This window comes from Pontibacillus salicampi (assembly GCF_042434395.1).
Lineage (GTDB): Bacteria > Bacillota > Bacilli > Bacillales > BH030062 > Pontibacillus > Pontibacillus salicampi.
In genome coordinates this window covers 414,567-436,498 of the sequence record NZ_JBHLTP010000013.1, presented here as the reverse complement: position 1 = coordinate 436,498, position 21,932 = coordinate 414,567, and the positions used below count along the sequence as shown (strand labels likewise).

The window sequence follows — 21,932 nt, the reverse complement described above, 5'->3', positions numbered from 1 at the left end:
TTATTCAATAAACATTATTAAGGGGAGATAAATCTGACAATAGCTCCTCCGGAAATAGTGTTCTCATTCTAGTTATTATCCTAAAAGCCCCCTCTTCATCTTGGTTGTTAAGGTACAATTCATATAAAATGTGAAGCACTACAAAACTAGACGTTGTATGTTCTAAGCAAGACAAATAATTTAGCGCTTCTTCATATGAATGTTCATGGAAATAGTTAAGACCAATATGCTTTAAAGTTATTTCATAATTTGTTGAATCTGAGGAAGAAAGTATGTACGTGGATTCATTATATAAAGAAAACTCCCTAAGCAAGTCAGAGATTTTCAGATTCAGCATATCGTTTACATTCAGTATGCTTTGCAAATAAACATTGACATGCTTATTATCAATAATAAGAAGCATCTTTAGTACTGATATTAATAAATCAATGGTTTCTTCGGATAACGACCATTTTTTACATGAACTATGCATCAACTCATTATTATTTAGTATTAAGTCATAAAGCAAACTCTTCTCTTCATTAACTTCACTTATTTCTATAGCTTTATTTAGAAGATCCTTGTCCTGTAGTACAAAAGACAATAGAAGACATTCAGCTGAATTCTCTGAGAAAATCTTGTTAGAGCTTAGTAATATAAGCTCTCTCGCGGAGTTATACTCACCATGTAGCATACGACCAACAGCAATTAAATTACTTGGCAAGATATTTAGATTTAAAAAATGATACAGTAATGGGTGTCTGGAATTATATAAACTTGAAACTACTGTTTCATAATCTTTTCTCTCATTAAAATTAAACAATTGTTTAAAGAAAGAGATGAGTGTTGAATTAGGTAATTTCAATTGAAGGTGGAGTTGAGAGTATTTTAATAATGCAGGCATATAATATTTGTTATTATTAATAGAATCACATAGACTTTCCAAAGCTTTTCCTTTTTCATTCATTTCATAATAGCTGTTAGCTATTTGATAATGTGCTAAAAAGCTTCCTACGCCGGTTCTAGTAACTCCCCTCTCTACCTCTCCCAAATTAAGACAGTGCCGATAAGCCTCAATCGCTTTTGGATAACAGCCATAATCGAAATAGATAAAGCCTCTTAAAAAGAAAAGGTCAGTATAGTTTGGGAATAATTCAATTGCATCATTACACAATTGCAAAGCATCTTTAAGTCTATTCTGTAAACGTAATACATCTATAAGGTTAAATAATAAATCATTTAAAAAGACTTTTTCTTTACTCTTTGAATATGCTTCTTTATATACTTCAATTGCCTTCTCATACTCTCCAGTAAGTCTGTATTCTTTACCTAAGTTATATAAATTAAATCCACTTCTATTTTCTTTGACCTCCTCTTGCAGTATTGTTGAATTTCTATTTCTTTTATCCTTCTTTGTTATAACATCATCCCTGTATCCTACATGATATATAGCTGATGGTAAAAATCCCAATCTATGGTTCTCTGAAACCATTATGTCCTCATGTAGTTTACCATAGTATGTAAGACCAATATTATTTCTAAATAATCTATGTGCTTCGTGTGAAAATGTAGCTCCATTACTGCCGAAATTTACTATCCCAACGCTATAAACATCGTTCACATCATCCACATAATCTTTTATAGTAATTTCATCATTTATGTATTCATCAGCATCCAAAATAAGGATGTGTTCACTAGTTGCTTTCCTAATAGAGAAATTTCTAGCTTCTGCGAAGTCATTGTTCCATGTGAATGTATAAATATTATCTGTATATCGGGAAGCAATCTGAATTGTTGAGTCACTAGATCCGGTATCCACTATTATTATTTCATCTACTTGGTTTTTAGCATTTTCCAAACAAGTTTCCAAAAACTGTTCTTCATCTTTAACTATCATACATAATGAGATAGTACCCATGTTCAATTCCTTTCCTCCTTAAAATAATAAAGAGGCCTTTTTTTAAGGCCTCTCGCATTATTAACGAAGTAACTGAAGTACTCCTTGTGGCTGCTGATTTGCTTTCGCAAGCATTGATTGAGATGCTTGAGCCAAAATGTTTTGTTTCGTTTGGTTCATCATTTCTTTTGCCATATCCACATCTCTGATACGAGATTCAGCAGCAGTTAGGTTTTCATTAGCGTTATCAAGGTTACTTATCGTATGCTCTAAACGGTTTTGGTTAGCACCGAGACTAGCACGTTGAGAGGAAACTGTGCTGATTGCACTATCAATTGAATCTAACGCACTGTCTACATCAGTCGGTCCAGAAAAAGATGTTACATCAATACTATTCACACTAAGAGATGTAGCACCCATGTCTGCAATGTTAATAGATAATTGCTGACCAGTATTAGCACCAATTTGGAAATCAATATCAGCAATGCCGCTTGCAAAAGAACCATCCATTAATGTTTTACCATTAAATTCAGTTCTTTCACTGATTTTAGTAATTTCAGTTTGAAGCTCGCCAATCTCTTCCTGGATAGCACTCAAATCTTCTCCTTCGTTCGTACCCATGTTACCAGCTTGAACAGTTAGTTCACGCATACGCTGTAGGATGGAATGTGTTTCATTCAAAGCACCTTCAGCTGTTTGGATTAGAGAGATACCGTCTTGAGCGTTACGAGAAGCTTGCTCTAAACCACGGATTTGACCACGCATTTTTTCGGAGATAGCAAGACCTGCTGCATCGTCTCCAGCACGGTTGATACGAAGACCAGAAGATAATTTCTCCATAGACTTTTGGTTAGCAGTGTTCGCTTGGTTAAGCTGACGGTGAGTGTTCAATGCAGCGATATTGTGATTAATACGCATGTTAATAATTCCTCCTTGAATGGTAGAGTTCACGTCCTTGTGAACTGTTTAAGTATGTGGTTGCCATGGTACTAAGTCGGCCGTCTTTTGTATCCTTGGCTTTACATTATATATATCGGAACTATACGGTTTTTGTTTAGTCTTTCTTGTCATTTTTTAATAGATTGACTAAATCATTTGAAGTGCTGCTTGCGGTCTTGTTTTCTTCTTGGATTTTTAAATATATTTCTTTTCGGTAAACGTCCCATGACCTTGGGGCTTCAATTCCAATTTTGACTTGCTCCCCTTCTATAGCTATTACTTTAATTTCTATGTCATCTCCGATCTGGATGGAGTCGTTCACTTTACGGTTCAGAATGAGCATGTGACTCCCCGCCCTTCTCGTTCGTCATAATGTGGTGTTTCGTGCTATATGATGTATCCATTAGTATGATTTGTTTTGCTATTTGTTCATTTACATGAAGGATGATAGGGGCTTGTAAATTTGCGGTTGTGTTATGAAAAGGCTCCTCCAGCGTTAATACAGTTATTATAGATACGTCTTCCTGTCTATTAATATTCAGCAATTCCAATGTATTTGTATCAAGATGAAATTCATAATCTGAAAAAAATAAGTAAGGGTTTGTAACGACTAACGCTACCTCTTCTCGGTCCACGGATTGCAGTGATTGGTACGTACCACTCTCATCAATGTTCAATAAGACGAACCTCTTCTCGTCTTCAAACCCTGGTAAACCGTTAGGGAATTCTATAATACGTTCCTCTTCTATCGTGAGTTCTCCAAAAAATTTGGTTTTAATATTCATGTGTCAACCCTTCTTTATATAGTTATTTCAAAACCTTGAGTTCCTTTGAATTTTAAGTTTTTCACATCTATATCTATCGTTGGAAACTGTTCTAGTTTAGCTGTAACACTTCCACGTTCATATATAAACTCAGGATTTTTTCTCGTAGTAGTGATTTTTGGGAGGTTTTGTTCATTTTGGATAATAGGCTCGTTTCTCTCTACATGGATAGATACTAAGTCATAAACCGGCATTCCATCCGGCTGAAGTTCGAAGGTAAGCTCTGCGTTTCTTTTGGCCTGAGAGGCAATGGGATTACCTCCGTATTCAATTCGCATGAGTTCGTCGCCTTCCCCAGCCATTTTTGCAAGATTCTCCATCCAGGTTTGATTTCCATGTTCAGCTAGTTCACGAGTTCTTTCAAGAATATTCTTCAAGTCTAAATTACGCCATGCGTTACTTTGATCAATGGTCAATTTAGCCGGTTTTTGTTCTATTCTTTGAGTGGCTTCTGTTTGCTCTATGGCAACCTCAGCGTTCGGCTGTTGAATATCTACACGGGCTTTTTTTATAGTTAACCCCAGCTTGGCATCGGTTGTACTGATTTGCACCTGTGGTAATTCCAAAGCAGTGCACCTCCTTGTATAGAATGCTGCCATCAGAAAGAAAAAGCTATCTGTTTCCAGATAGCCTATCGTAAAAAGTCTAATAAGGTTGGTTGTATAATTCTCGACCCTACACCCAGTGCTGCTCTATGTATACTTTCCTGCGTTTTTAGGTTTGTAATGACCTTCTCCATATCTGCATCTTCCGCATCCGAAAGATTTTTAGTTGCCGTTAGTTCCTGTGTAGCAATTCGATCTTCTATTAACTCTACACGATTCATTCTGGAGCCAAGGTCAGCACGTGCGTTTACTGTATTATCAATATGCTTGGCAATATCTCCAATCGAATCACTTAAATCACCATTTACATTTCCTTCTAATTTACCAATAAAGGTATCTATATCCTTAAACAAGTCATCACTAAATACATTATTAGGAGTAATATTTGTTTTGATAGAAACCCCAGAGAATACTTCAATCTTTACATCGTTTGTGTTAGTGGAAGGAACTACTTCCGGGTCACCGGTAGCAGCGCTAGTTGGACCCGTAGAGGATATTGGCTCAGTTGTTGTGTCATTTCCATTAAAAATATATTTGTTGTTTACCTTGGTATTCCCAATATCAACAAGATGCTCTTTTAACTGACGGACCTCTTTAGCGATATTCCCACGCTGTCCCTCTTCGTAAGAACCATTACTGGCCTGAACTGCCAATTCTCTTAATCGTTGTAATGCATCTGTCGTCTTATCAAGAGCTGCATCTGAGTTTTCCATCCAATTGTTTACTTCTCCTACGTTTCTACTAAATTGCTCAATTTCGGTTAGCTGAGTGCGATAGCTCATCCCCTTCATCGCTACAACCGGATCATCACTTGGCTTGCTGATTTTCTTCCCTGTGGATAACTGCTCCTGATATTTTCCCATCCGCTCGTAGCTGTTGCTTAGGTTGCGGAGCATGTTATTGGATAGCATTCCTTGTGTTACGCGCATTAGGTGTCACCTACCTTCCTACTCGGCCCATGCCGTTTATGACTTTATCTAGCATTTCGTCGATGGTCGTTAAATTCCTTGCAGCTGCGTTGTAGGCGTGCTGGAATTTAATCATGTTCGACATTTCTTCATCCAGTGAAACACCGCTTACGGATTGGCGGCGTTCTTCAACGGATTGGCGAAGGGTTTCCGAGTTATTGTGCAAGCGGGTTGCTTCCTGTGATTGGATGGCCATTTCGCCAATGACTCCTTGATAAAAGCTGCTGAAGGTAGAGTCGTTAGTGCCGTCGTTGTCGTAATCCAATGTGGTGCTGCCTACATCTGCTAAGTCCAGTGCATTGCCTCCGTCCCCTGCGTTTCCGGTGTTCGCGGCTGCGATATTGTTTGGGTCGTTGAGGATGGCTGCATCTACTGTCATAGTGCTGGCATAGCCTTTAGCAGTGCCCTGGGCTGTGAAGAAGTTTTGGTTGGCTGTGGTGCCACTATTAATTTCGTTCAGGCTTTGTCCTGAGCTATGTACTTGATTGAATTCGTTAGCAAAGGCAAAGGCCATGTTATCTAACGTTTCGAGCATTTCCGGATAGGTTCCGACTGCTTTACCGCCTTGTTCGAATCCGTAAGAATCGATTAACCCCATCATTTTTCCTACTGAACTGAAATTTTCTGCGTTAATCGTAGAGCCGCCAAGGGACATCGTGTTTATGGAACCATCTACCCCATCTGCGTTTACGGTCAGCTCATTATACGTATCACCAGCCCCATCTACTAGTGGCTGGCCTCCAAATACTGCATTGCCGCTTCCGTCCACGATTTCTACAGTATATTTACCTTGGGCCATTTCTAATGATGAGTTACTAGAGGATTGGGTGGTGACTTTAATGTCTACATGTTGGGATAGTTCATCGACGAGACGATCGCGCTCATCGTACAAGTCGTTTGGAAGGTATCCGTGTGGTTCTACTTCAGCGATTTGTTTATTCAGTCCATCAATTTGCTTTGCTAGCGAATTAATTTCCTTCTCAGCGATTTTAATTTGATTTTTGTAATCCTGCTGAATCCCTTGTAGGGAGTTCGACAAAAAATTAAACGTTTCCGCGACCGCCACTCCACGCTGCTTCACTTGAGATCTTGTCCCAGAATCCTCAGGCTGTGTGGAAAGGTCCTGTAACGATTGCCAGAAGCGATCCATCGTTTTAGACAGACCTTGCTCGGATGGCTCGTTCATAATTTCTTCCATTTTACTTAGTGCTTCACTTTTGGTGCCGTAGTAGCCGACCTTTTGGTTCTCTCCGCGAAATTGATCGTCTAGAAACGATTCCCGAACTCTTTCAATTGTTCCCGCTTCGACCCCTGATCCTACTTGTCCTGGAATTTCCGGGCGATTACGGGAGGCTGGCGGGAACGGGGATGTTTGTTCAAAGTTTACTCGCTGTCTGGAGTATCCAGGGGTATTGGCATTTGAGATATTGTGGCCGGTCGTGTAAAGGGCTGATTGCTGCGCAGACATCCCTCGTCTGGCTACTTCCAGTCCATGAAATGTTGATGACATGATGGAATTCCTCTCTTCCTTACTTTGCTTTATGCTTTTGAATCAAATACAGACCTGCTTGCACCTTCCTGCTGTGCTGCTCCTGGGCTTGAGTAGTTCATGTTCTTCATGGACGGCTGAAGCATGTCGAGGGATAACTCGATAAACTGCAAGGATTGGTGAGTAAGCTCTTTGTTCAACTCTTCCTGCTGCTTTAATGCCGTCAGGGCGCTTACGAGGCGTTCGTATGCATCCGTTAGTGGAGCTTGTTCATGCTCGGATAAATGCTCCAGCATGGCAGAAATGGTTGGCTCCTCCTTCAAGCCTTGCTGGTGAAACCAGTCGGCAACGAGTGCACTGCGTTCATTTTCTATTTGCGTAATGGCTTGGATATGCTTACGCTCCTTCACAAGAAGAGTTTGCAGGGCCTTGGAGTCTCCTTCTTTCAACATGTCCGTTTTTTCTTTAGACAGGGCTAACAGGCTCTCGTGAAGGGAGCTCAGCTTATCCATGACCGACACAATCGATGTAATGGACATGTACTATGCTCCTTTAGTTGTTTGTCCAGAATTTTATTATGCTCTTTGCTGACTTTTGGGCATCTACATGATAGTTACCAGATTGCACCTGGTTCTTCAGATCTTCTACTCGTTTCTGGCGTGCCTCTAGTGATTTGTTGTTCTCTTGAAGCTGCTTAGCTTGATTTGAGATTTCAAGTTTATCACTTTGAGTGTGTGATTTAGGCATATCCTGCTGCTTTTGGATGTTCTTTCGATATGGGTTTAGATTTGAATGGTTTGGACCATTTATTTTCATGATGTTCACCTTCCTCTCCCTGATTTAACGACGTTTTCTTATCCTTACTATCGGTATTTGTAAAGAAATGTTTAATTATTTGTGGCGATTTCTTGAATACACGCCGGATACGTACGCGCGGCTTTCTTGTTCTCGGGCTAGGTTCGTCTTCCTGACATCTTCTATATCCTGTTCACGTTTTAGTCCTTCTTTAATCTCTTTTGTGCAGGCATTGCAAATTTTCCCTTCTTGTATAGAAGACCCGCACTTCTCGCAAGCATACGATAGATTCGGAAACATGGAGGTGTGGAGTCGATGCTCCTTCACAAATTTCATGATTAGTTCTCGCTCCACTCCTGTTGACTCGATCACATCATCGACCGTTGCCGATCTATTCTGTTTCTTCTTTATATATTGATACACTTTCTCAAATTGTAGCTCTTCTTCTTTATAGCAATTCTCGCACACTGTTCGAACCCCTTTCATAAACAAGGCGTTACAGCGTGGGCAATTAGATAATTCCCCCATCATCCATCCTCCTGCACATCTAGTATAGTTATTATATCGTCAGCTAGCTCATTTCTAAAAGGGCTGATGAACATTTTTTACCGCTTATCCTCTTACAAGTGTAAACGATTCAACGCTAGGAGTACCGGCTTCTACTAAAACTTGTGCAGCAAATTCAAGTGTTCTTCCTGTTGTATATATGTCATCGACTAAAATGACAGGCTTGTTTATAGGTATTTCCACGCGAAATGGATTGGATGCCATCATGCGGTCTTTCCTAGATTTCTTGGATTGTTTTTCCGAATGTATGCGACTTAAGGCCTGAATCGGCTTGTTGGTCACGCACCTGGCCAGCGCTTCAGCCTGATTAAATCCTCTTTCTGCAAATCTTTCCTCACTCAAGGGAATGGGGACAATAACAGCTTGCCCCCTCGGCCAACATTCTCGATACTTTTTCTGAAGCTGACTGTCAAACAGGTCCACTAAACGATAGTCGCCTCGATATTTCCACTTCGCCATCACTTCCTTCATAAAACCTCCATATGGAAACAAAGAGTAATTGCGATGTAGGGAACATCCATGTGCTTTCCATCGCTCACAATCGTGGCAAAGAGTGGATTCCTTGCTCTCCCTGGAGCAGCGCGGACATTGTGTATCTGCTAACGTTTCTAACCGTTTAGCGCATGTCACACATAACCTGGTTGTTTGGGCAGGGGAGAATAGAGTACTCCACGTGACATTTTCAACGATAACTTCATCGCACCACAGGCAATACACCACTCACCACCCCCGCTCGGCACGTTTATTCATCGTCATAATCGAATGTCGCGCCTTCTCCATCGCTTCTGTCCTACCACTGTGAAAAAATATGACCTCACCAGTGGGGTCATCGGCGCTGCGGCCAGCTCGCCCGGCGATTTGAACCAACGCTGCCTCGTCAAACACAGCATGATCCGACTGTAGTACCGCTACATCCACAGAAGGAAACGTTACCCCTCTTTCGAGAATGGTGGTAGCAATCAATACGGGGAATTGTTTTTCACGAAAGCGGGTTATTTTGTCTGCGCGATGCTCATCTTCGCTATGAACAAATACAGCATTCTCTATCCTTTCCGCTAGTGCTTCTGCCATTGGAATGGTCGGCACAAAAATAATCAGCCGTCTAGCTTTATTCCGTTGCTGTAGCCATTGATAAAAGGAAGGAGGCAGCTTCTCTTTCTTCATATAAGAGGGAATGCCAAAGCAGGAAATGAATTGGGGAATAGGGAGAGGATGTCCATGATAGCGCTGCGGTACAAACGTAGTAGGAAGGTGCTTCCAATGGGACCTCCATTTCATATGCCATCTGGGCGTGGCGGTAAGATAGATGCGAGCTGCGTGATGTTTGGCTGCTCGGTTAGCTGCAAAATGGAGTGACTTGTCCGCGTGGTATGGAAAAGCATCGACTTCATCAATAATGATGGCGTCAAAGGCGCGCGCATATTTATACAGCTGATGCGTTGTTGCTACAATAAATTGGGAGCCGTTATCCACATCCTTTGTTCCGCCAAACAATGCAGCTAACTTTACCTGTGGAAAAGCTTCGGCAAAACGCGGCTTTAATTCCTGCACAACATCTACACGCGGAGTGGCAAGACAAACACGCATGCCTTGTTCGAAAGCCTTGGCTAACCCTTGGAAGAGCATTTCCGTTTTACCTGCACCGCAAACGGCCCATACGAGCAGCTCTCTTCTGTCCACTATTGCTTTTTGAATCGTTGTGGATGCTTGCTGTTGAAACGGACTAAGCGTTCCGTTCCATTGGCAAGCATCTGGAGTGGTGATCCATTGCAGGTCAGCACCTGTCCACAAGTAGAGGGACGTACAACTAGCTATTCTTCCCATTTCAATACATGCCCTGCAATATCGACAATTCTGTCCACAATTGCACGGCCAAGGTGCTAATAACCGCTGTGTACTATTACCGCATCGGCGACAGTGGTATCCACGCCAACTCTTCGTGATTGCACGAACCGATGTGAGCCATCCAGCTTTCATGAATTGCTTTTTTTCTGCCAAGGTTAAGGGTAGGGTATGCTCAATCCAAATTCTTCCTGCTAATTGCATTGCCTTATCTTGCGGTGGATTCGCAGTGGGGTTTGGATGGGGAATCCAATCTAAAGAGGGGGTGACAAGGGGAAAGTTCATAGGTAATCTCCTTTTCATTTTGTTATATAAAAACGCCATGCGGAATAAGCTTCTGCATGACGCTTTCTTCGAAGAGGTTATTGCTTATACCAGCCGATGCCGATAGCACCTTCTCCTAAATGTGTACCGATCACTGGTCCGAAGTAACTAACTATAAATTCAACATTCGGGTATTTACTTTGGAGCTCTGTTACAATTTCTTGGGCATCCATTTCCCGGTTAGCATGAATAATCGTGGCACGCATAGGATCTCCTTCTTGAGCTTCTTCTTCAAAAAGACCCTTCACGCGCTTCAGCGCTTTCTTCCGGGTGCGGATTTTTTCAAACGGGACGATCTTCGTATCCAAGAAGTGAAGAACGGGCTTCACCTGTAACAGGCTTCCGACAAAGGCTTGGGTACCGCTTAAACGGCCTCCTCGCTGGAGATGCGTCAAATCATCTACCATGAAATAGGCCTGCACTGTGTGCTTCATTTGATGGAGACGCTCCATAATTTGCTCCGCAGTAGCTCCGTTATTTGCCATATCAGCTGCTTCTAACACGTAGAATCCTTGGGCCATACAGCTTATTTCTGAATCGAATACATGCACATCAAGCTCTTCCACCATATCCCCAGCACTGACTGTCGATTGATAGGTCCCGCTAATGCCGCTGGATAGATGGATAGCGACGACTGCATCATAATCCTGAGCTAATTCCTCCAGCTTCTCTGTAATGTATCCAATAGAAGGCTGCGATGTTTTCGGAAGCTCTTCAGCACCTCGAACCATATCAAAGAAATCATCAGCACTTAAGTCTATTTCTTCACGGTAGGTTTCGTTTCCAATTGTCACACTGAGCGGAACCATATGAATATTCAGCTGTTCCCTTGCTTCTTTGGACAAATAGGCTGTACTATCCGTTAAGATTGCTGTTTTCATCTTATCGTACTCCCTCTATTTCCTAATCCTAAAGAAAAACAAAAGCGCCATGAACTTCCTTATCAGTCGAGAAGATAAGCTGTCCAGATGAAAGGAATCGACGCTAGTGCTGACTTTCAAGAATCTAGTTTAATAATCATCTAACATACAGTAGGCATAGGAATGAAAAAATATGTAAACTCTTCATTTATTCTATCGTACATAGAGCGGGATTGCACCCATCTTATTGTAAAAAATAAAAGCTCCAGAATGGGATTCATTCCAGAGCTAAAGGGGTATCCATTATATAACTTCTACCCAACCATTTTTAATGGCCGTAACTACTGCCTGTGTACGGTCATTTACATTCATTTTCTGTAGAATATTGCTAACATGGTTCTTTACGGTCTTCTCACTAATAAATAGTGCTTCTGCCACGCCACGATTGCTCTTTCCATCAGCTAATAGCTGTAAGACTTCACACTCACGTCTTGTTAACAGATGGAGAGGCTTACGATATTCGATGGTTTTACTCGCCTGAGCTGTTCCACCGCCGCCGTCTTCTGCCAGACGGCGATATTCTCGTACAAGGTTATGTGTAACTCTTGGATGAAGATAGGATCCGCCCTCGCTAACAACTTTAATTGCTTCGATTAGAGCATCGGAATCCATTTCCTTTAGTAAGTATCCTTGCGCACCTGTTTTCAAGGCATGCGTCACATAGTTCTCGTCGTCATGAATGGATAATATAATTACTTTTAAATCTGGATATTCGTTAATAAGTTCAGCTGTCGCTTGTACACCATTTACCTGTGGCATGTTAATATCCATTAACACCACATCTGGTGAAAATTCTCCAACTAATTGTGAAGCTGCATTGCCGTCGTCACCTTCTGCTACAACAGAAAAGCTTGGTTCAAATTCTAAGATGCGTTTTACTCCTTCACGGAATAATTTATGATCATCAACTAACAATATACGAGTGGTCATGGCTTCGTATCCTCCCATATCCATAAATTCCACAGTCTATTTCTCGAGCGTTTCTCTCTTTACTGTTTCCCCTTGTTATCCCTGTAAATGAGTCTTTCATAAGGGATACACTTTATATAGGCGTTCTGTCACCAATATAAAGTCGTCCTCTATATATCCCATTATAATATAAACAGGTAATAGATAATAGTCTTTACGTAATCTACTTATTCAGTGGAACCTGTATCATAATAATGGTGCCTTTACCAATTTCAGAATCAATGCTTAACTCCCCGTCGAGCATTTCTACACGCTCCTTCATGCCAACTAGACCGAAGGAATTTTCGCGTTTTTCAGAAGTATCAAAGCCTTTTCCGTCGTCTTTTACAATGATGTTTACATGATACTTTGTTAATTCAAATTTAACATGAACGTTTTGTGCTTCTGCGTGTTTCACTGCGTTTTGTGTTGCTTCTTGAACAAGGCGGAAAAGTGCTACCTCATATTTGGAGTCAAGACGTTTATCTTCGCCGGAAGAAGTAAATTGAATAGACAGTGTATTGTACTCTTCAATCGTTGCCAAATACTTTTTCAATGTTGGAACAAGACCGAGGTCATCCAAAGCCATAGGTCGGAGATCATAAATAATTCTACGTACCTCATATAATGCATTCCGGACCATTTTACGCACATCTTTGATCTCGTTTATGGCTTGATCAACGCCTCGCTCCCGAAACGTACGGTCCACTAAATCAGACCGCAGCATGACATTGGCAAGCATTTGTGCAGGACCATCATGAATTTCCCGGGAAAGTCTTCTTCGTTCTTCCTCCTGAGCCTCAATGATTTGCAGTCCAAATGCTTGCTTCTCCCGGGCGTCCTCTAATGTTTCGGTAACCTGTCTAAAGTCTGTATTTAAGTAATTTAGCACTACCGAAATTTTCGCACCCAGGGCATCTGCGCGCTCCAGCGTTTCTTCTAAGCGCCGAAGCCGCCGTTCCAGTTCATCTCGTTTTTCTCTCAGCTGTTTTTCCTGCTCCCGTTTGACAGAGAGTTGCATTTGGAGTTGGTGAGTCTGCTCATACACCTCACGAATTTGGTCTTCCGAGTACTTATCAAAATGCTTACTGACTTCTGAGAGCCTCATTCGGGAGAAGCGTACTTGTCTCTCTAGCTTGTCACCTTCTTCGATGATTTCCACTACTTGATTTTTGGTGTCCTTCAGTTCGCTTTCGAGTTGTTCGTATTCGACTCTCGATTGCTCTCCGATTTCAAATATTTCGTCTTTACTATTCGTTACTGTATCCACCATTTCACCAATGATGGAATCAAGTGCTTTTTCACCAATTTTGTTCTCCGACATACAAGCGTCTCCTCCAATATGTTCATATACTCATTCGTTTTACCTACAATTATTTATGGGGGTTTTTATAGGATGAAAAGAAAAAAATGCTTATTTTTACAGGTTCGTAAATCGTTTGCCGTATGTATTCCTTAACCTTATAATGAAGTTTTAGGAGGTTTAATGCAACATGCTAAATTCTTATTTTACGGTAAAAGGCGAAGGTAACGACGAAATAGTAATCCAGAAATCACGCTTCATCGGCTATGTGAAGCGAGTGGAGACCGAGGAAGAAGCCAAGGAATTTGTCCAATCTATAAAAAAGAAGCACAAGGATGCCACCCACAATTGCTCTGCTTATATGATTGGAGAAACAGATCATATTCAAAAGGCGCATGATGATGGAGAGCCCAGCGGCACAGCAGGAGTACCTATTCTTAATGTACTAAAGCAGAAGGAGCTAAAGGATACTGCCGTGGTCATTACTCGATACTTTGGCGGGATTAAGCTTGGTGCTGGAGGGCTGATTCGCGCCTATGGTAACGCTACCTCAGAAGCATTGAACACAACAGGTATTGTAAGAAGACAATTAATGCGTACCATGACTATAAAGGCAGATTACAGCCTCCTCGGCAAGCTGGAAAATGAACTGCGCTCTAGTCCATACAGCATTAACAGAATGGAATACCTGGAGCATGTAGAAATAGACGTCTTTGTAGAAGAGGGAAGTGAAGAGACCTTTACATCATGGATGGTTGATTTAACGAGCGACCAGGTAGAGATAACAACAGGCGATGTTTCCTATATGGAAGAGGATGTAACACCTGATAGGTAACGATTCGAAATAAGGTGGTGCATTAAGCCTATCCATCCTCTTAATTTCAACATTTGGTGACAAATTATTTCCCGGGAAAAACACAAAAAAAACACGCTGTTCTTCACAGAACAGCGTGTTTTGGTTTTATCGCTTCGTACGATAATCTTTAACTAGGTTTAGAATAGGGCGGTAATTTTGTCCTACTAGACCGGTAACTTCTACAACTAATTCGATTAGTACAAGCAGGATGAATATGACGAAGACGGAGCCAAACATCGTTGCTTGCGAGAAGATAACTGCTGCCAGACTGAACAGTGAAGCCATCGCATAAATCATCAGCACTGTTTCCGGATGACTATAACCTAAACGCAGCAAATTATGGTGTAAGTGCGATTTATCTGGTGATGATAATGGTTTCTTATGAACAAAGCGGCGTACGATTGCAAAAATGGTATCAGATATAGGGACACCTAATATGATAACTGGAATAACAAAGGAGAATAGCGTTACGTTCTTAAATCCTAATAGGGATAACACACTAATGATGTAACCCAGGAATAATGCTCCCGTATCTCCCATAAATATCTTAGCTGGGTAGAAATTGTAGATAAGGAAACCTAACGTACTTCCTAAAGTTATAAATCCAGCCATTACTACGAAGGTATTCCCCATCGTAATCGCCATGCCCGAAACGGTTAGTAAGGCAATGGAAGAAACACCGGCGGCTAATCCATCTAACCCATCAATCAGATTAATTGCGTTGGTAATTCCTACTATCCATAAAATGGTGATTGGTACACTAAACATGCCAAATTCTAATTTTCCTTCACCGAAAGGAAGATTAATGAATTCTACCTCGACCCCGCCTAGCACTACAACAATTGCAGCGGCTAGCTGACCGGCCATTTTTACCTTCGGGGATAATTCCCTCATATCATCTAATACACCGGTAATAATAATAATCGTACTACCTATAATGAGCGGTAAAGTATATTGGCTATCCGGGAAGAAGAACAGCATTCCAATGATGAAGCTAAGAAATATGGCTAATCCGCCTAATCGCGGCATTAATTTTTGGTGGACTTTACGCTGGTTTGGTTTGTCTGTCGCTCCAATTTTTATGGCCAACTTTTTTACAAATGGCGTAATGAGGATTGAAGCAATAAAACATAGTATTAAGGCCTTAAACTCCATAAAGACCCTCCTCGTCAATTAGTATATCCCGATCTATGTTTTTGAAGCCTTATTTTTTAATTAGTTGATCTGTCAGTTTTTACTGCGATTGTATAAAGCCGCATATTAGGAATGAGCAGACCTCTACGCTTGCTCCGGGATGTTCGTTGCACGTATTCAGCAAGGTATCATGGCTCCATGGAAAACGATTTTTTTAAGCTTTTAGGAATAAAAATTTACAATTCTGTCCAAAATAACAATAAGGATTATACCATACCTTTTTCATTTGTAGAACAAGGTAATACAATTATTTGATAACCTCTTTTTGACACATCTAAACAAAAAAAGATCATAGGTATGTAAAAACCACTCCAATGTGGTTTTCCTGCAACGGGCATTACCCTCACTCAGTTCTCTCCCCTATAGACGATACAACCCTGCCAATTGTTTCACTAATTCTTGAAAAAAACAGAAAAGATATCATATCATTCGACTCTTGTGTCCTTTTATGAGGGTTAAGTCGGGTAGGAGGAAGCGCTCGAAGCTGTATGTTATGTTCTTACCCTTGTTGCTGTAAGATCACTAATTAATTGTTTCATTAGTTCTTCTGTATTCGTAAATGTACTGTCTTCTGCTTTTTCAATAAGTGTTGCAAGGATTGTGCGCAAAGTTTCTTGCGTCATATGTTCCAAGTAAACCACCTCGAAATCTATCATACTACTAAATAGAACTTTTTTACACAATAAATTTCAGATATTTTGTCTATTTTTGTTTTTTGTTTCGAAATGTTGTCACAAGCAGGAGGGCTAACAAGGCTCCTGCTGTATCTATGATAACGTCTCCATAGTATGGCGTACGATTAGGAGTGAATCCTTGATGCATTTCATCTATAACCGCGTAGGAAATAGTCAATAGCAAGCTCCAAAGCCTCTTCTTTTCGCTCGCTGTACCTTTATGCAGTGCTATGTAAAACAATCCAAATAATATAAAAAAACTCCCTAGATGGGCTCCCTTTCGAATGAAAAACTCAACAAACCCCTCCACTCCAAGCTGTTCTACACTGACGATTGTATGGTGATAGGTAAAGACAATCGGATGAAGAAGTGGTTTTAAAAAGGACAGGTCCATGTATGAAGCTAGAAATGGTTTCAACGTTTGTTCTTGATATGGCGTAGAGGATGAGTAAAACAGCATACCCATCCAGGCTACAGGTAAAAGCCAATATGCTAATTTCTTCACGGACATCCTCCTTTACTCGCTCGTTCTTATATGAATAACAGGGTGTTTATCTTCCTCCAGCCATTGCAGTATCCTGACTACATCTGCCTCCTTCAAGGCCACACAGCCTGCAGTAAATGCCGTATCAGGCTGCTTCATATGAATAAAGATAGCACTTCCTTTACCCTTCACCACAGGATTTGTATTGTACTCTATAACCGCTCCGTATTTATATAATGGATGATTCATCACCTCGTACGACTTCCACTGCTCTGAAGGATCACCTTCCACATGAACCCATTGATTGTATTCATCTGAATCCGGATCATCTACCCAGTAATCCTGGTTGGTTATGATGCGATAGGGATAGCTCATACGTAAGGGCTGTTCTCCCCATCCAAATGCTGTGCCAAGAGGATACGTACCAAGAGGGGTTTTATCGTCGCCCTCTTGAAGCTTACCCACCCCATTCTTTCCAATGACAGCCTCCATAACAGGCAAGGCTTGAACCCAGACATTACCCGCTTTTTCATATGCAACTACGTGGGCCCGTCTGGAATGGCGATCGAATGCTGTTACTACCAATTTCTGTTGACTATGCTCCATCATGATTCCCCCTTAGATAAACATGATATCGCTACTCTAATGGACTCTGTTAAATCAGACTGAGACCAACTAGGGATATTAGGAACTTGCATCGCTAATGTATGAGAGGCGGGGATGTGTATAAATCCAGCAGGTATATCTGTGTGCTGAAGAGAATAAAGAGCTTCGTACATGACATGATTACAAAGATAGGTTCCGGCAGAATTGGAGAGATGAGCAGGATAACCTTTATGCTTCAATCGTTCTACCATTTCTTGTATAGGCAAAGTAGAAAAGATTCCGTCAGGTCCTTCCTCCCGTATCTTCTCACCTCCAGGCACATTACCTTCATTGTCTTTGTCTCCATCATTACAATTTACTGCTATTCGCTCTGGTGTAATGGCCGAACGCCCTGCCGCTAGCCCAAGTGCTATTACTGCGTCCGGCTTAACAGCTGCTATTCTCTCCAGTACATTTCTTCCTGATTGTCGAAAGTCTACAGGTAGAATATCAGTTACTACTGTGTACTCACCAATTTGTTCCTCGTCAAGCTCTCGTACGATCTCCATAGTGGGGTTGACTGGATAGTGTAAAAAGGGCTCAAATCCCGTCACTAATACCTTTTTCATACTGTTCACCTCTTTTTGAATGGTCAAAAGGGGCTGTCGATTTCACTCGAAGCAGCCCCTTTTCCTATCGTGCTATTAATCCGGTCTTCATGCCATACCACCAGTTTTCATGTGCTTGTACAGAGGTTAAGGAAAGATGGTCTCGATTAATTGGTGTTATAAAGGGAGCTTCTTCCCGAAATTGCCGTTCATTCTCGTCCGCTAACCACACCCCTGTTGAGAGTCCGTTCGTAACCTGTACTAAATCCCCCATTACTAAGCCTGTTTCAATTGGTGTAGTCACTGTAGTTCCCTCATCTGTAATAGTCCAGACAAATCGTTGCTTCTTTAGTGGCACAGCGTCCTCCTGATCCGTCGGTTGATCCGGGGTCTCTGATTCGTCTGTAGGATTGTCGTCTTCCTCAGCCGCCTCTTCCTCTTGCTCCTCTGGTGGAATGAGTTCCTCCATTCGTTCTTGCACCCAGCCTATCTGGACAGTCGTTGCATTTTCTGCTTCTTCTGTAATAAACGCAACGGTCGAGTGATAGCCGCCTAACGTTTCTTCAGGGAGGTCCTCCACTTCCACTGTAAATTCGTAATAGCTCGTTTTTTCATCCTCCTGATCAGCGAAGGAGGATAAACGAGTTAGCTTCCCTTGCCAGTACTCTTCTTCATTGAGAAGAAACCCTTCCGTCTTCATTCCAGTAGCTAGCTTATGCCGGTCCCCCTCGTTTATGGTTCCTTTTACTACCAGTTCGTCTTGCTTTATTGTAATGGCAGGATTTTCAAGAGTCTCATTAATAGTAGTTACCGTTCCCTCATACTGACTCCCTACCTCAATGACTTCACCATTATTCGTCAACGCACTAAGCTGGTCCTGTACTACCTCTAGCTGTGCCTCTTTTTGCTCCATTTCTAATTCTGCCTTGGCTACTTTTTCTTCCTGAGATAGTTCTGCATCAACAAACGGCCGTTCGTCCTCCTCAGGGGTTGGAATATCTGCTGATTGAACAGCATCTCGGTAATCCTGCAAGGCATCTACCTCTTCTTCCATTTGCTCCTCCTGACTTTCCAGCCGCTGCTTGTCCGCCTGATAATCACGAACAACATATTCATACAAAGGGTCCCCGACACTTACCTGATCCCCCTCTTGCACTAAAAACCTCTGAAAAGACCCAGCCTGCTCATCAAAATAGCTGTACTGCTCTGTTGAGGATTCAAATGTACCTTCAGCCTGAATATCGTTATACAGATCTTCTTCAAAGACCTGCTCCCATTCTTCTATGTAGGAAAGCTGCTCGATGTATTCCTGCTCTTCATCAAACCAGACGAGGAACATATTCACGGCTCCAAACAACACAAATAAAGTAACCGTTGCCCAAAACTTGGTCTTTCTCCTTCTCAAAGTGGTCCTCCTCCTTTCTGTCAAACGAATTATAGAAACGATAATAGCTCTACATCATAATAGGTTAAGCTTGCTGCTGCAGCCCAGTAAAATAAGTGAAGTAGCACAACCATCACCACTAATTTCCACTTCTTAATAGAAGAAAATAGGAACAGTGCTTTAGATTGGAGCCACATAACCCAAATTTGAAACAAGGAGGCTGCTCCGCCAAAATAGATCAACCATTCCATATCAGTCAGATAGGATGCGATTACCCCAAAGGAAAAAGGGGACACATACCATTCCAGTCCTAAATATTGTACAAAGGCTACCCATGTTAATCGTTCCAACAGCAGCACAAATAAGACATTTAACTGCACTGTCATTAGCTTTTTATAGCTGATACCAGTAAAAAGCCAATAAAAGAACGGGGTGTAAAACAAAATAATCAAGGCAAAAAACAATCCATAAAGCACACGACCTGATAGGAAAAATAGTTTCATGGTTTCATAAGTAGCAAAGCTCCAGCTGGTAGCCTGAGCAGAGAAAGGGGTCATTCCAAGGCCCTTCCATGCTGTAAAGCCATACACAAGCATGGATAGCAATAAGAATAAGCTTATTCGTTTCCATAGATGCGTAATGGCTTCTGCTTTATTGATTTGAAACATACTATCTTCTCTTCGAAAAAATAATTTGGCAACTTGTACTTTGTACGACATCTTCTCATCCTTTATGTAAGGGCCTCTCGACACTTTTTTCTATATGCGTGTAGCTATTACAACACAAACCGGAGTGAAATGAAATTATTATTATATTCTTTAACAAAAAGTTAATCTAAATAGGTTCTTAAGTCATATTAGCGATGGGTATATGGATGGAATTCTTGTTATTTACGACAAAATGGTTAGGTTTTGCTGGTGAGTTGTCTAATAAAGCAATGATAGCAAGAATCTTGTCATCTGCCAATATTTGTGAATGCGTTTCTTGTATTTTTGAATGGAGAGTATAATGTGTAGTAATTTTTAATAATTACGTTTAAATGAGAAAAAACTAGGCTACAGAGAAGCTAGATGCGTCTCACAATTGTAGACTACATACAAGAGGACCCACACGTATTTGACAGGCATCCGTACTTATTTCGTATAATTTGTAAGGATTGTAATTACACTAGGAGGCATTTATCATTTATGGATAATCCAAAGAGGAAAAAATTAGACAGAACGCTTAAGCCCCACTGGGTATGGGCTATAGCATTCGGATCAGCAGTTGGCTGGGGAGCATTTGTCCTTCCAACAGATTGGATGGGCGGAAAAGGGCCGCTGGCTGTTGTTATCGGACTGCTTTTAGGAGCCGTACTTATGACGGTTATTGGGGTAAGCTATGGCTTTTTAATTAAGCATTTTCCTGTATCAGGAGGAGAATTTGCCTATGCTTATATTGGATTTGGTCGAACCCACGCCTTTATCGCAGGCTGGTTCCTAACACTTGGGTACATGTGTATTGTCGCCTTAAACGCGTCAGCACTAGCCCTGCTCGGGAAATTTCTATTCCCAGGCTTAGTCAAAACAGGCTTTCTGTACACCATCGCTGGATGGGACGTCTATTTAGGAGAGGTGCTCATTTCGACAACAGCACTTATTATATTTGCATTTCTTAACGTACGAGGAGCTAGTTTCTCCGGCCGTACTCAGTTCACCTTTACGATGGTGCTCTTATCAGGAATTATCCTGCTCGCACTTGGAGCCATATTTAATGACACAGCATCTACAGCTAACATGCAGCCGCTATTTGAACCGAGCAAACCTGCAATCAGTTCCATTCTAGCCATTTTAGCAATTGCTCCGTGGGCTTATGTTGGCTTTGATAATATACCTCAAGCTGCTGAGGAATTTGAATTTCCTCCTTCCAAGGCATTCAAATTGATTGTGTATGCGTTGCTGGCAGCTGGCATTGCCTATTCTGCAATGATTCTAATCGTAGCTAGCCTTGAACCGTGGCAGGAGCTTGCTGCTATGCAGTCCTCCTGGGCTACTGGAGCAGCGATTGAAAGCCTCCTTGGCCGTATAGGTGTCTTCGTAATAGCTCTTGCACTGACGATGGGGATTTTCACAGGACTTAATGGATTCTTTTTATCCTCCAGTCGTCTAATGTTTGCAATGGGCCGTGCACGTATTCTGCCAGATATGTTCCATCGCCTGCATCCGAAATATAGAACACCATATGTTGGCATCATTTTCACCGCTTTAATATGTATGATTGCACCTTGGTTTGGACGACAGGCCCTGCTATGGGTTGTGGATATGTCCTCCATTGGGGTAACCATCGCCTATTTTTATTGCTGTGCGACAGCGTTCAAAGTGATGAAAACACCTGGCAAAAAAGTGTTCTCTGCACTCGGTATGGTTAGTGCCTTTGTTTTCTTCCTCTTGTTAACACTATGGTTCCTAGAGTCTTCTTTATCTGGACCATCTTATATTGCGTTAGGTATTTGGATTCTAATCGGTATCGTCTTCTATTTCACACAGAAGGAAGACTACAATAAGATTCCAAGAAAAGAATTGAACTATCTTATCCTTGAAAAAGAAGAGATATAAACTGCTCGGCGCCCTTCCTGACTATCAGGAAGGGCTTTCTTTTACATCATTACCTCCATTTATTACAAAAAATGGCGCTTAAGTCCTCCCTTTTGTAAACTCCATGTTAACTATGAGTCTTTGTAATGCTTTTGTCATTTTTTTGTAACCTCT

At 41.4% G+C, this 21,932-nt stretch carries 24 protein-coding genes; 2 read left to right on the top strand and 22 right to left on the bottom strand.

Annotated elements, in window-relative coordinates:
• Positions 1 to 4: 4 nt before the first annotated feature.
• The 15 genes from ACFFGV_RS17590 to ACFFGV_RS17520 form a co-directional block, all read right to left on the bottom strand.
• Positions 5 to 1,897 carry a glycosyltransferase gene (locus ACFFGV_RS17590; RefSeq protein ID WP_377351112.1) on the bottom strand — a complete coding sequence of 631 codons (1,893 nt, stop codon included), beginning with the start codon at positions 1,895 to 1,897 and terminating at the stop codon, positions 5 to 7.
• Positions 1,898 to 1,957: 60 nt separating this feature from the next.
• Positions 1,958 to 2,794, bottom strand: a complete 837-nt coding sequence (hag, locus tag ACFFGV_RS17585; protein WP_377350661.1) for a flagellin Hag — start codon at positions 2,792 to 2,794, stop codon at positions 1,958 to 1,960.
• Between the two features lie 136 nt (positions 2,795 to 2,930).
• Positions 2,931 to 3,158: a carbon storage regulator CsrA gene (gene csrA, locus ACFFGV_RS17580; RefSeq protein WP_377350659.1), complete on the bottom strand. Its 228-nt coding sequence runs from the start codon at positions 3,156 to 3,158 to the stop codon at positions 2,931 to 2,933.
• A complete protein-coding gene (gene fliW, locus ACFFGV_RS17575; protein WP_377350657.1) occupies positions 3,139 to 3,600 on the bottom strand; it encodes a flagellar assembly protein FliW in 462 nt (153 codons plus the stop codon). The genes csrA and fliW overlap by 20 nt, the downstream gene beginning before the upstream one ends.
• 14 nt (positions 3,601 to 3,614) lie before the next feature.
• Positions 3,615 to 4,205 carry a DUF6470 family protein gene (locus ACFFGV_RS17570; RefSeq protein ID WP_377350654.1) on the bottom strand — a complete coding sequence of 197 codons (591 nt, stop codon included), beginning with the start codon at positions 4,203 to 4,205 and terminating at the stop codon, positions 3,615 to 3,617.
• A gap of 65 nt (positions 4,206 to 4,270) precedes the next feature.
• Entirely contained in the window at positions 4,271 to 5,173 is a 903-nt protein-coding gene (gene flgL / locus ACFFGV_RS17565) for a flagellar hook-associated protein FlgL (protein WP_377350652.1), read from the bottom strand.
• Positions 5,174 to 5,183: 10 nt separating this feature from the next.
• Positions 5,184 to 6,722, bottom strand: a complete 1,539-nt coding sequence (gene flgK, locus ACFFGV_RS17560; RefSeq protein WP_377350650.1) for a flagellar hook-associated protein FlgK — start codon at positions 6,720 to 6,722, stop codon at positions 5,184 to 5,186.
• Positions 6,723 to 6,751: 29 nt separating this feature from the next.
• On the bottom strand, positions 6,752 to 7,240 hold the full coding sequence (locus tag ACFFGV_RS17555) for a flagellar protein FlgN (RefSeq protein WP_377350648.1): 489 nt from the start codon (positions 7,238 to 7,240) through the stop codon (positions 6,752 to 6,754).
• 13 nt (positions 7,241 to 7,253) lie between these two features.
• On the bottom strand, positions 7,254 to 7,517 hold the full coding sequence (gene flgM, locus ACFFGV_RS17550; protein ID WP_377350646.1) for a flagellar biosynthesis anti-sigma factor FlgM: 264 nt from the start codon (positions 7,515 to 7,517) through the stop codon (positions 7,254 to 7,256).
• Between the two features lie 75 nt (positions 7,518 to 7,592).
• Positions 7,593 to 8,024, bottom strand: a complete 432-nt coding sequence (locus tag ACFFGV_RS17545; protein WP_377350644.1) for a TIGR03826 family flagellar region protein — start codon at positions 8,022 to 8,024, stop codon at positions 7,593 to 7,595.
• A gap of 84 nt (positions 8,025 to 8,108) precedes the next feature.
• The gene (locus tag ACFFGV_RS17540; protein WP_377350642.1) at positions 8,109 to 8,534 is read right to left on the bottom strand and encodes a ComF family protein; all 426 of its coding nucleotides are present in this window, start codon (positions 8,532 to 8,534) and stop codon (positions 8,109 to 8,111) included.
• Between the two features lie 249 nt (positions 8,535 to 8,783).
• Positions 8,784 to 10,190, bottom strand: a complete 1,407-nt coding sequence (locus ACFFGV_RS17535) for an ATP-dependent helicase ComFA (protein ID WP_377350640.1) — start codon at positions 10,188 to 10,190, stop codon at positions 8,784 to 8,786.
• 77 nt (positions 10,191 to 10,267) lie between these two features.
• A complete protein-coding gene (locus ACFFGV_RS17530) occupies positions 10,268 to 11,110 on the bottom strand; it encodes a fatty acid kinase binding subunit FakB (RefSeq protein WP_377350638.1) in 843 nt (280 codons plus the stop codon).
• Between the two features lie 282 nt (positions 11,111 to 11,392).
• Positions 11,393 to 12,079 (bottom strand): response regulator, encoded by a 687-nt coding sequence (locus ACFFGV_RS17525; RefSeq protein ID WP_377350636.1) that lies wholly within the window; start codon positions 12,077 to 12,079, stop codon positions 11,393 to 11,395.
• Positions 12,080 to 12,281: 202 nt separating this feature from the next.
• A complete protein-coding gene (locus ACFFGV_RS17520) occupies positions 12,282 to 13,421 on the bottom strand; it encodes a sensor histidine kinase (protein ID WP_377350634.1) in 1,140 nt (379 codons plus the stop codon).
• A 169-nt stretch (positions 13,422 to 13,590) separates the two neighbouring features.
• On the opposite strand from ACFFGV_RS17520, the gene ACFFGV_RS17515 reads away from it, so the two are divergent.
• Positions 13,591 to 14,235 carry a YigZ family protein gene (locus ACFFGV_RS17515; RefSeq protein ID WP_377350632.1) on the top strand — a complete coding sequence of 215 codons (645 nt, stop codon included), beginning with the start codon at positions 13,591 to 13,593 and terminating at the stop codon, positions 14,233 to 14,235.
• A 126-nt stretch (positions 14,236 to 14,361) separates the two neighbouring features.
• Here the strand turns inward: ACFFGV_RS17515 and ACFFGV_RS17510 are convergent, their stop codons facing one another.
• From ACFFGV_RS17510 to ACFFGV_RS17480, 7 genes are all read right to left on the bottom strand, one after another.
• Complete coding sequence (locus tag ACFFGV_RS17510; RefSeq protein WP_377350629.1) at positions 14,362 to 15,411, bottom strand: glycosyltransferase family 4 protein; 1,050 nt, start codon at positions 15,409 to 15,411, stop codon at positions 14,362 to 14,364.
• Between the two features lie 530 nt (positions 15,412 to 15,941).
• Complete coding sequence (locus ACFFGV_RS17505) at positions 15,942 to 16,082, bottom strand: hypothetical protein (RefSeq protein ID WP_377350627.1); 141 nt, start codon at positions 16,080 to 16,082, stop codon at positions 15,942 to 15,944.
• Positions 16,083 to 16,152: 70 nt separating this feature from the next.
• Positions 16,153 to 16,635: a VanZ family protein gene (locus ACFFGV_RS17500; RefSeq protein ID WP_377350625.1), complete on the bottom strand. Its 483-nt coding sequence runs from the start codon at positions 16,633 to 16,635 to the stop codon at positions 16,153 to 16,155.
• Between the two features lie 6 nt (positions 16,636 to 16,641).
• Complete coding sequence (locus ACFFGV_RS17495) at positions 16,642 to 17,214, bottom strand: L,D-transpeptidase family protein (protein ID WP_377350623.1); 573 nt, start codon at positions 17,212 to 17,214, stop codon at positions 16,642 to 16,644.
• Positions 17,214 to 17,822: a pyroglutamyl-peptidase I gene (locus ACFFGV_RS17490; protein ID WP_377350621.1), complete on the bottom strand. Its 609-nt coding sequence runs from the start codon at positions 17,820 to 17,822 to the stop codon at positions 17,214 to 17,216. Before ACFFGV_RS17490 ends, ACFFGV_RS17495 begins: the two co-directional genes overlap by 1 nt.
• A 64-nt stretch (positions 17,823 to 17,886) precedes the next feature.
• Positions 17,887 to 19,206 (bottom strand): efflux RND transporter periplasmic adaptor subunit, encoded by a 1,320-nt coding sequence (locus tag ACFFGV_RS17485; protein WP_377350619.1) that lies wholly within the window; start codon positions 19,204 to 19,206, stop codon positions 17,887 to 17,889.
• Positions 19,207 to 19,235: 29 nt separating this feature from the next.
• Entirely contained in the window at positions 19,236 to 19,904 is a 669-nt protein-coding gene (locus ACFFGV_RS17480) for a hypothetical protein (protein WP_377350617.1), read from the bottom strand.
• A gap of 468 nt (positions 19,905 to 20,372) precedes the next feature.
• Between ACFFGV_RS17480 and ACFFGV_RS17475 the strand changes: the two genes are divergently transcribed.
• Positions 20,373 to 21,779 (top strand): APC family permease, encoded by a 1,407-nt coding sequence (locus ACFFGV_RS17475; protein ID WP_377350615.1) that lies wholly within the window; start codon positions 20,373 to 20,375, stop codon positions 21,777 to 21,779.
• The last annotated feature ends 153 nt before the right edge of the window (positions 21,780 to 21,932 follow it).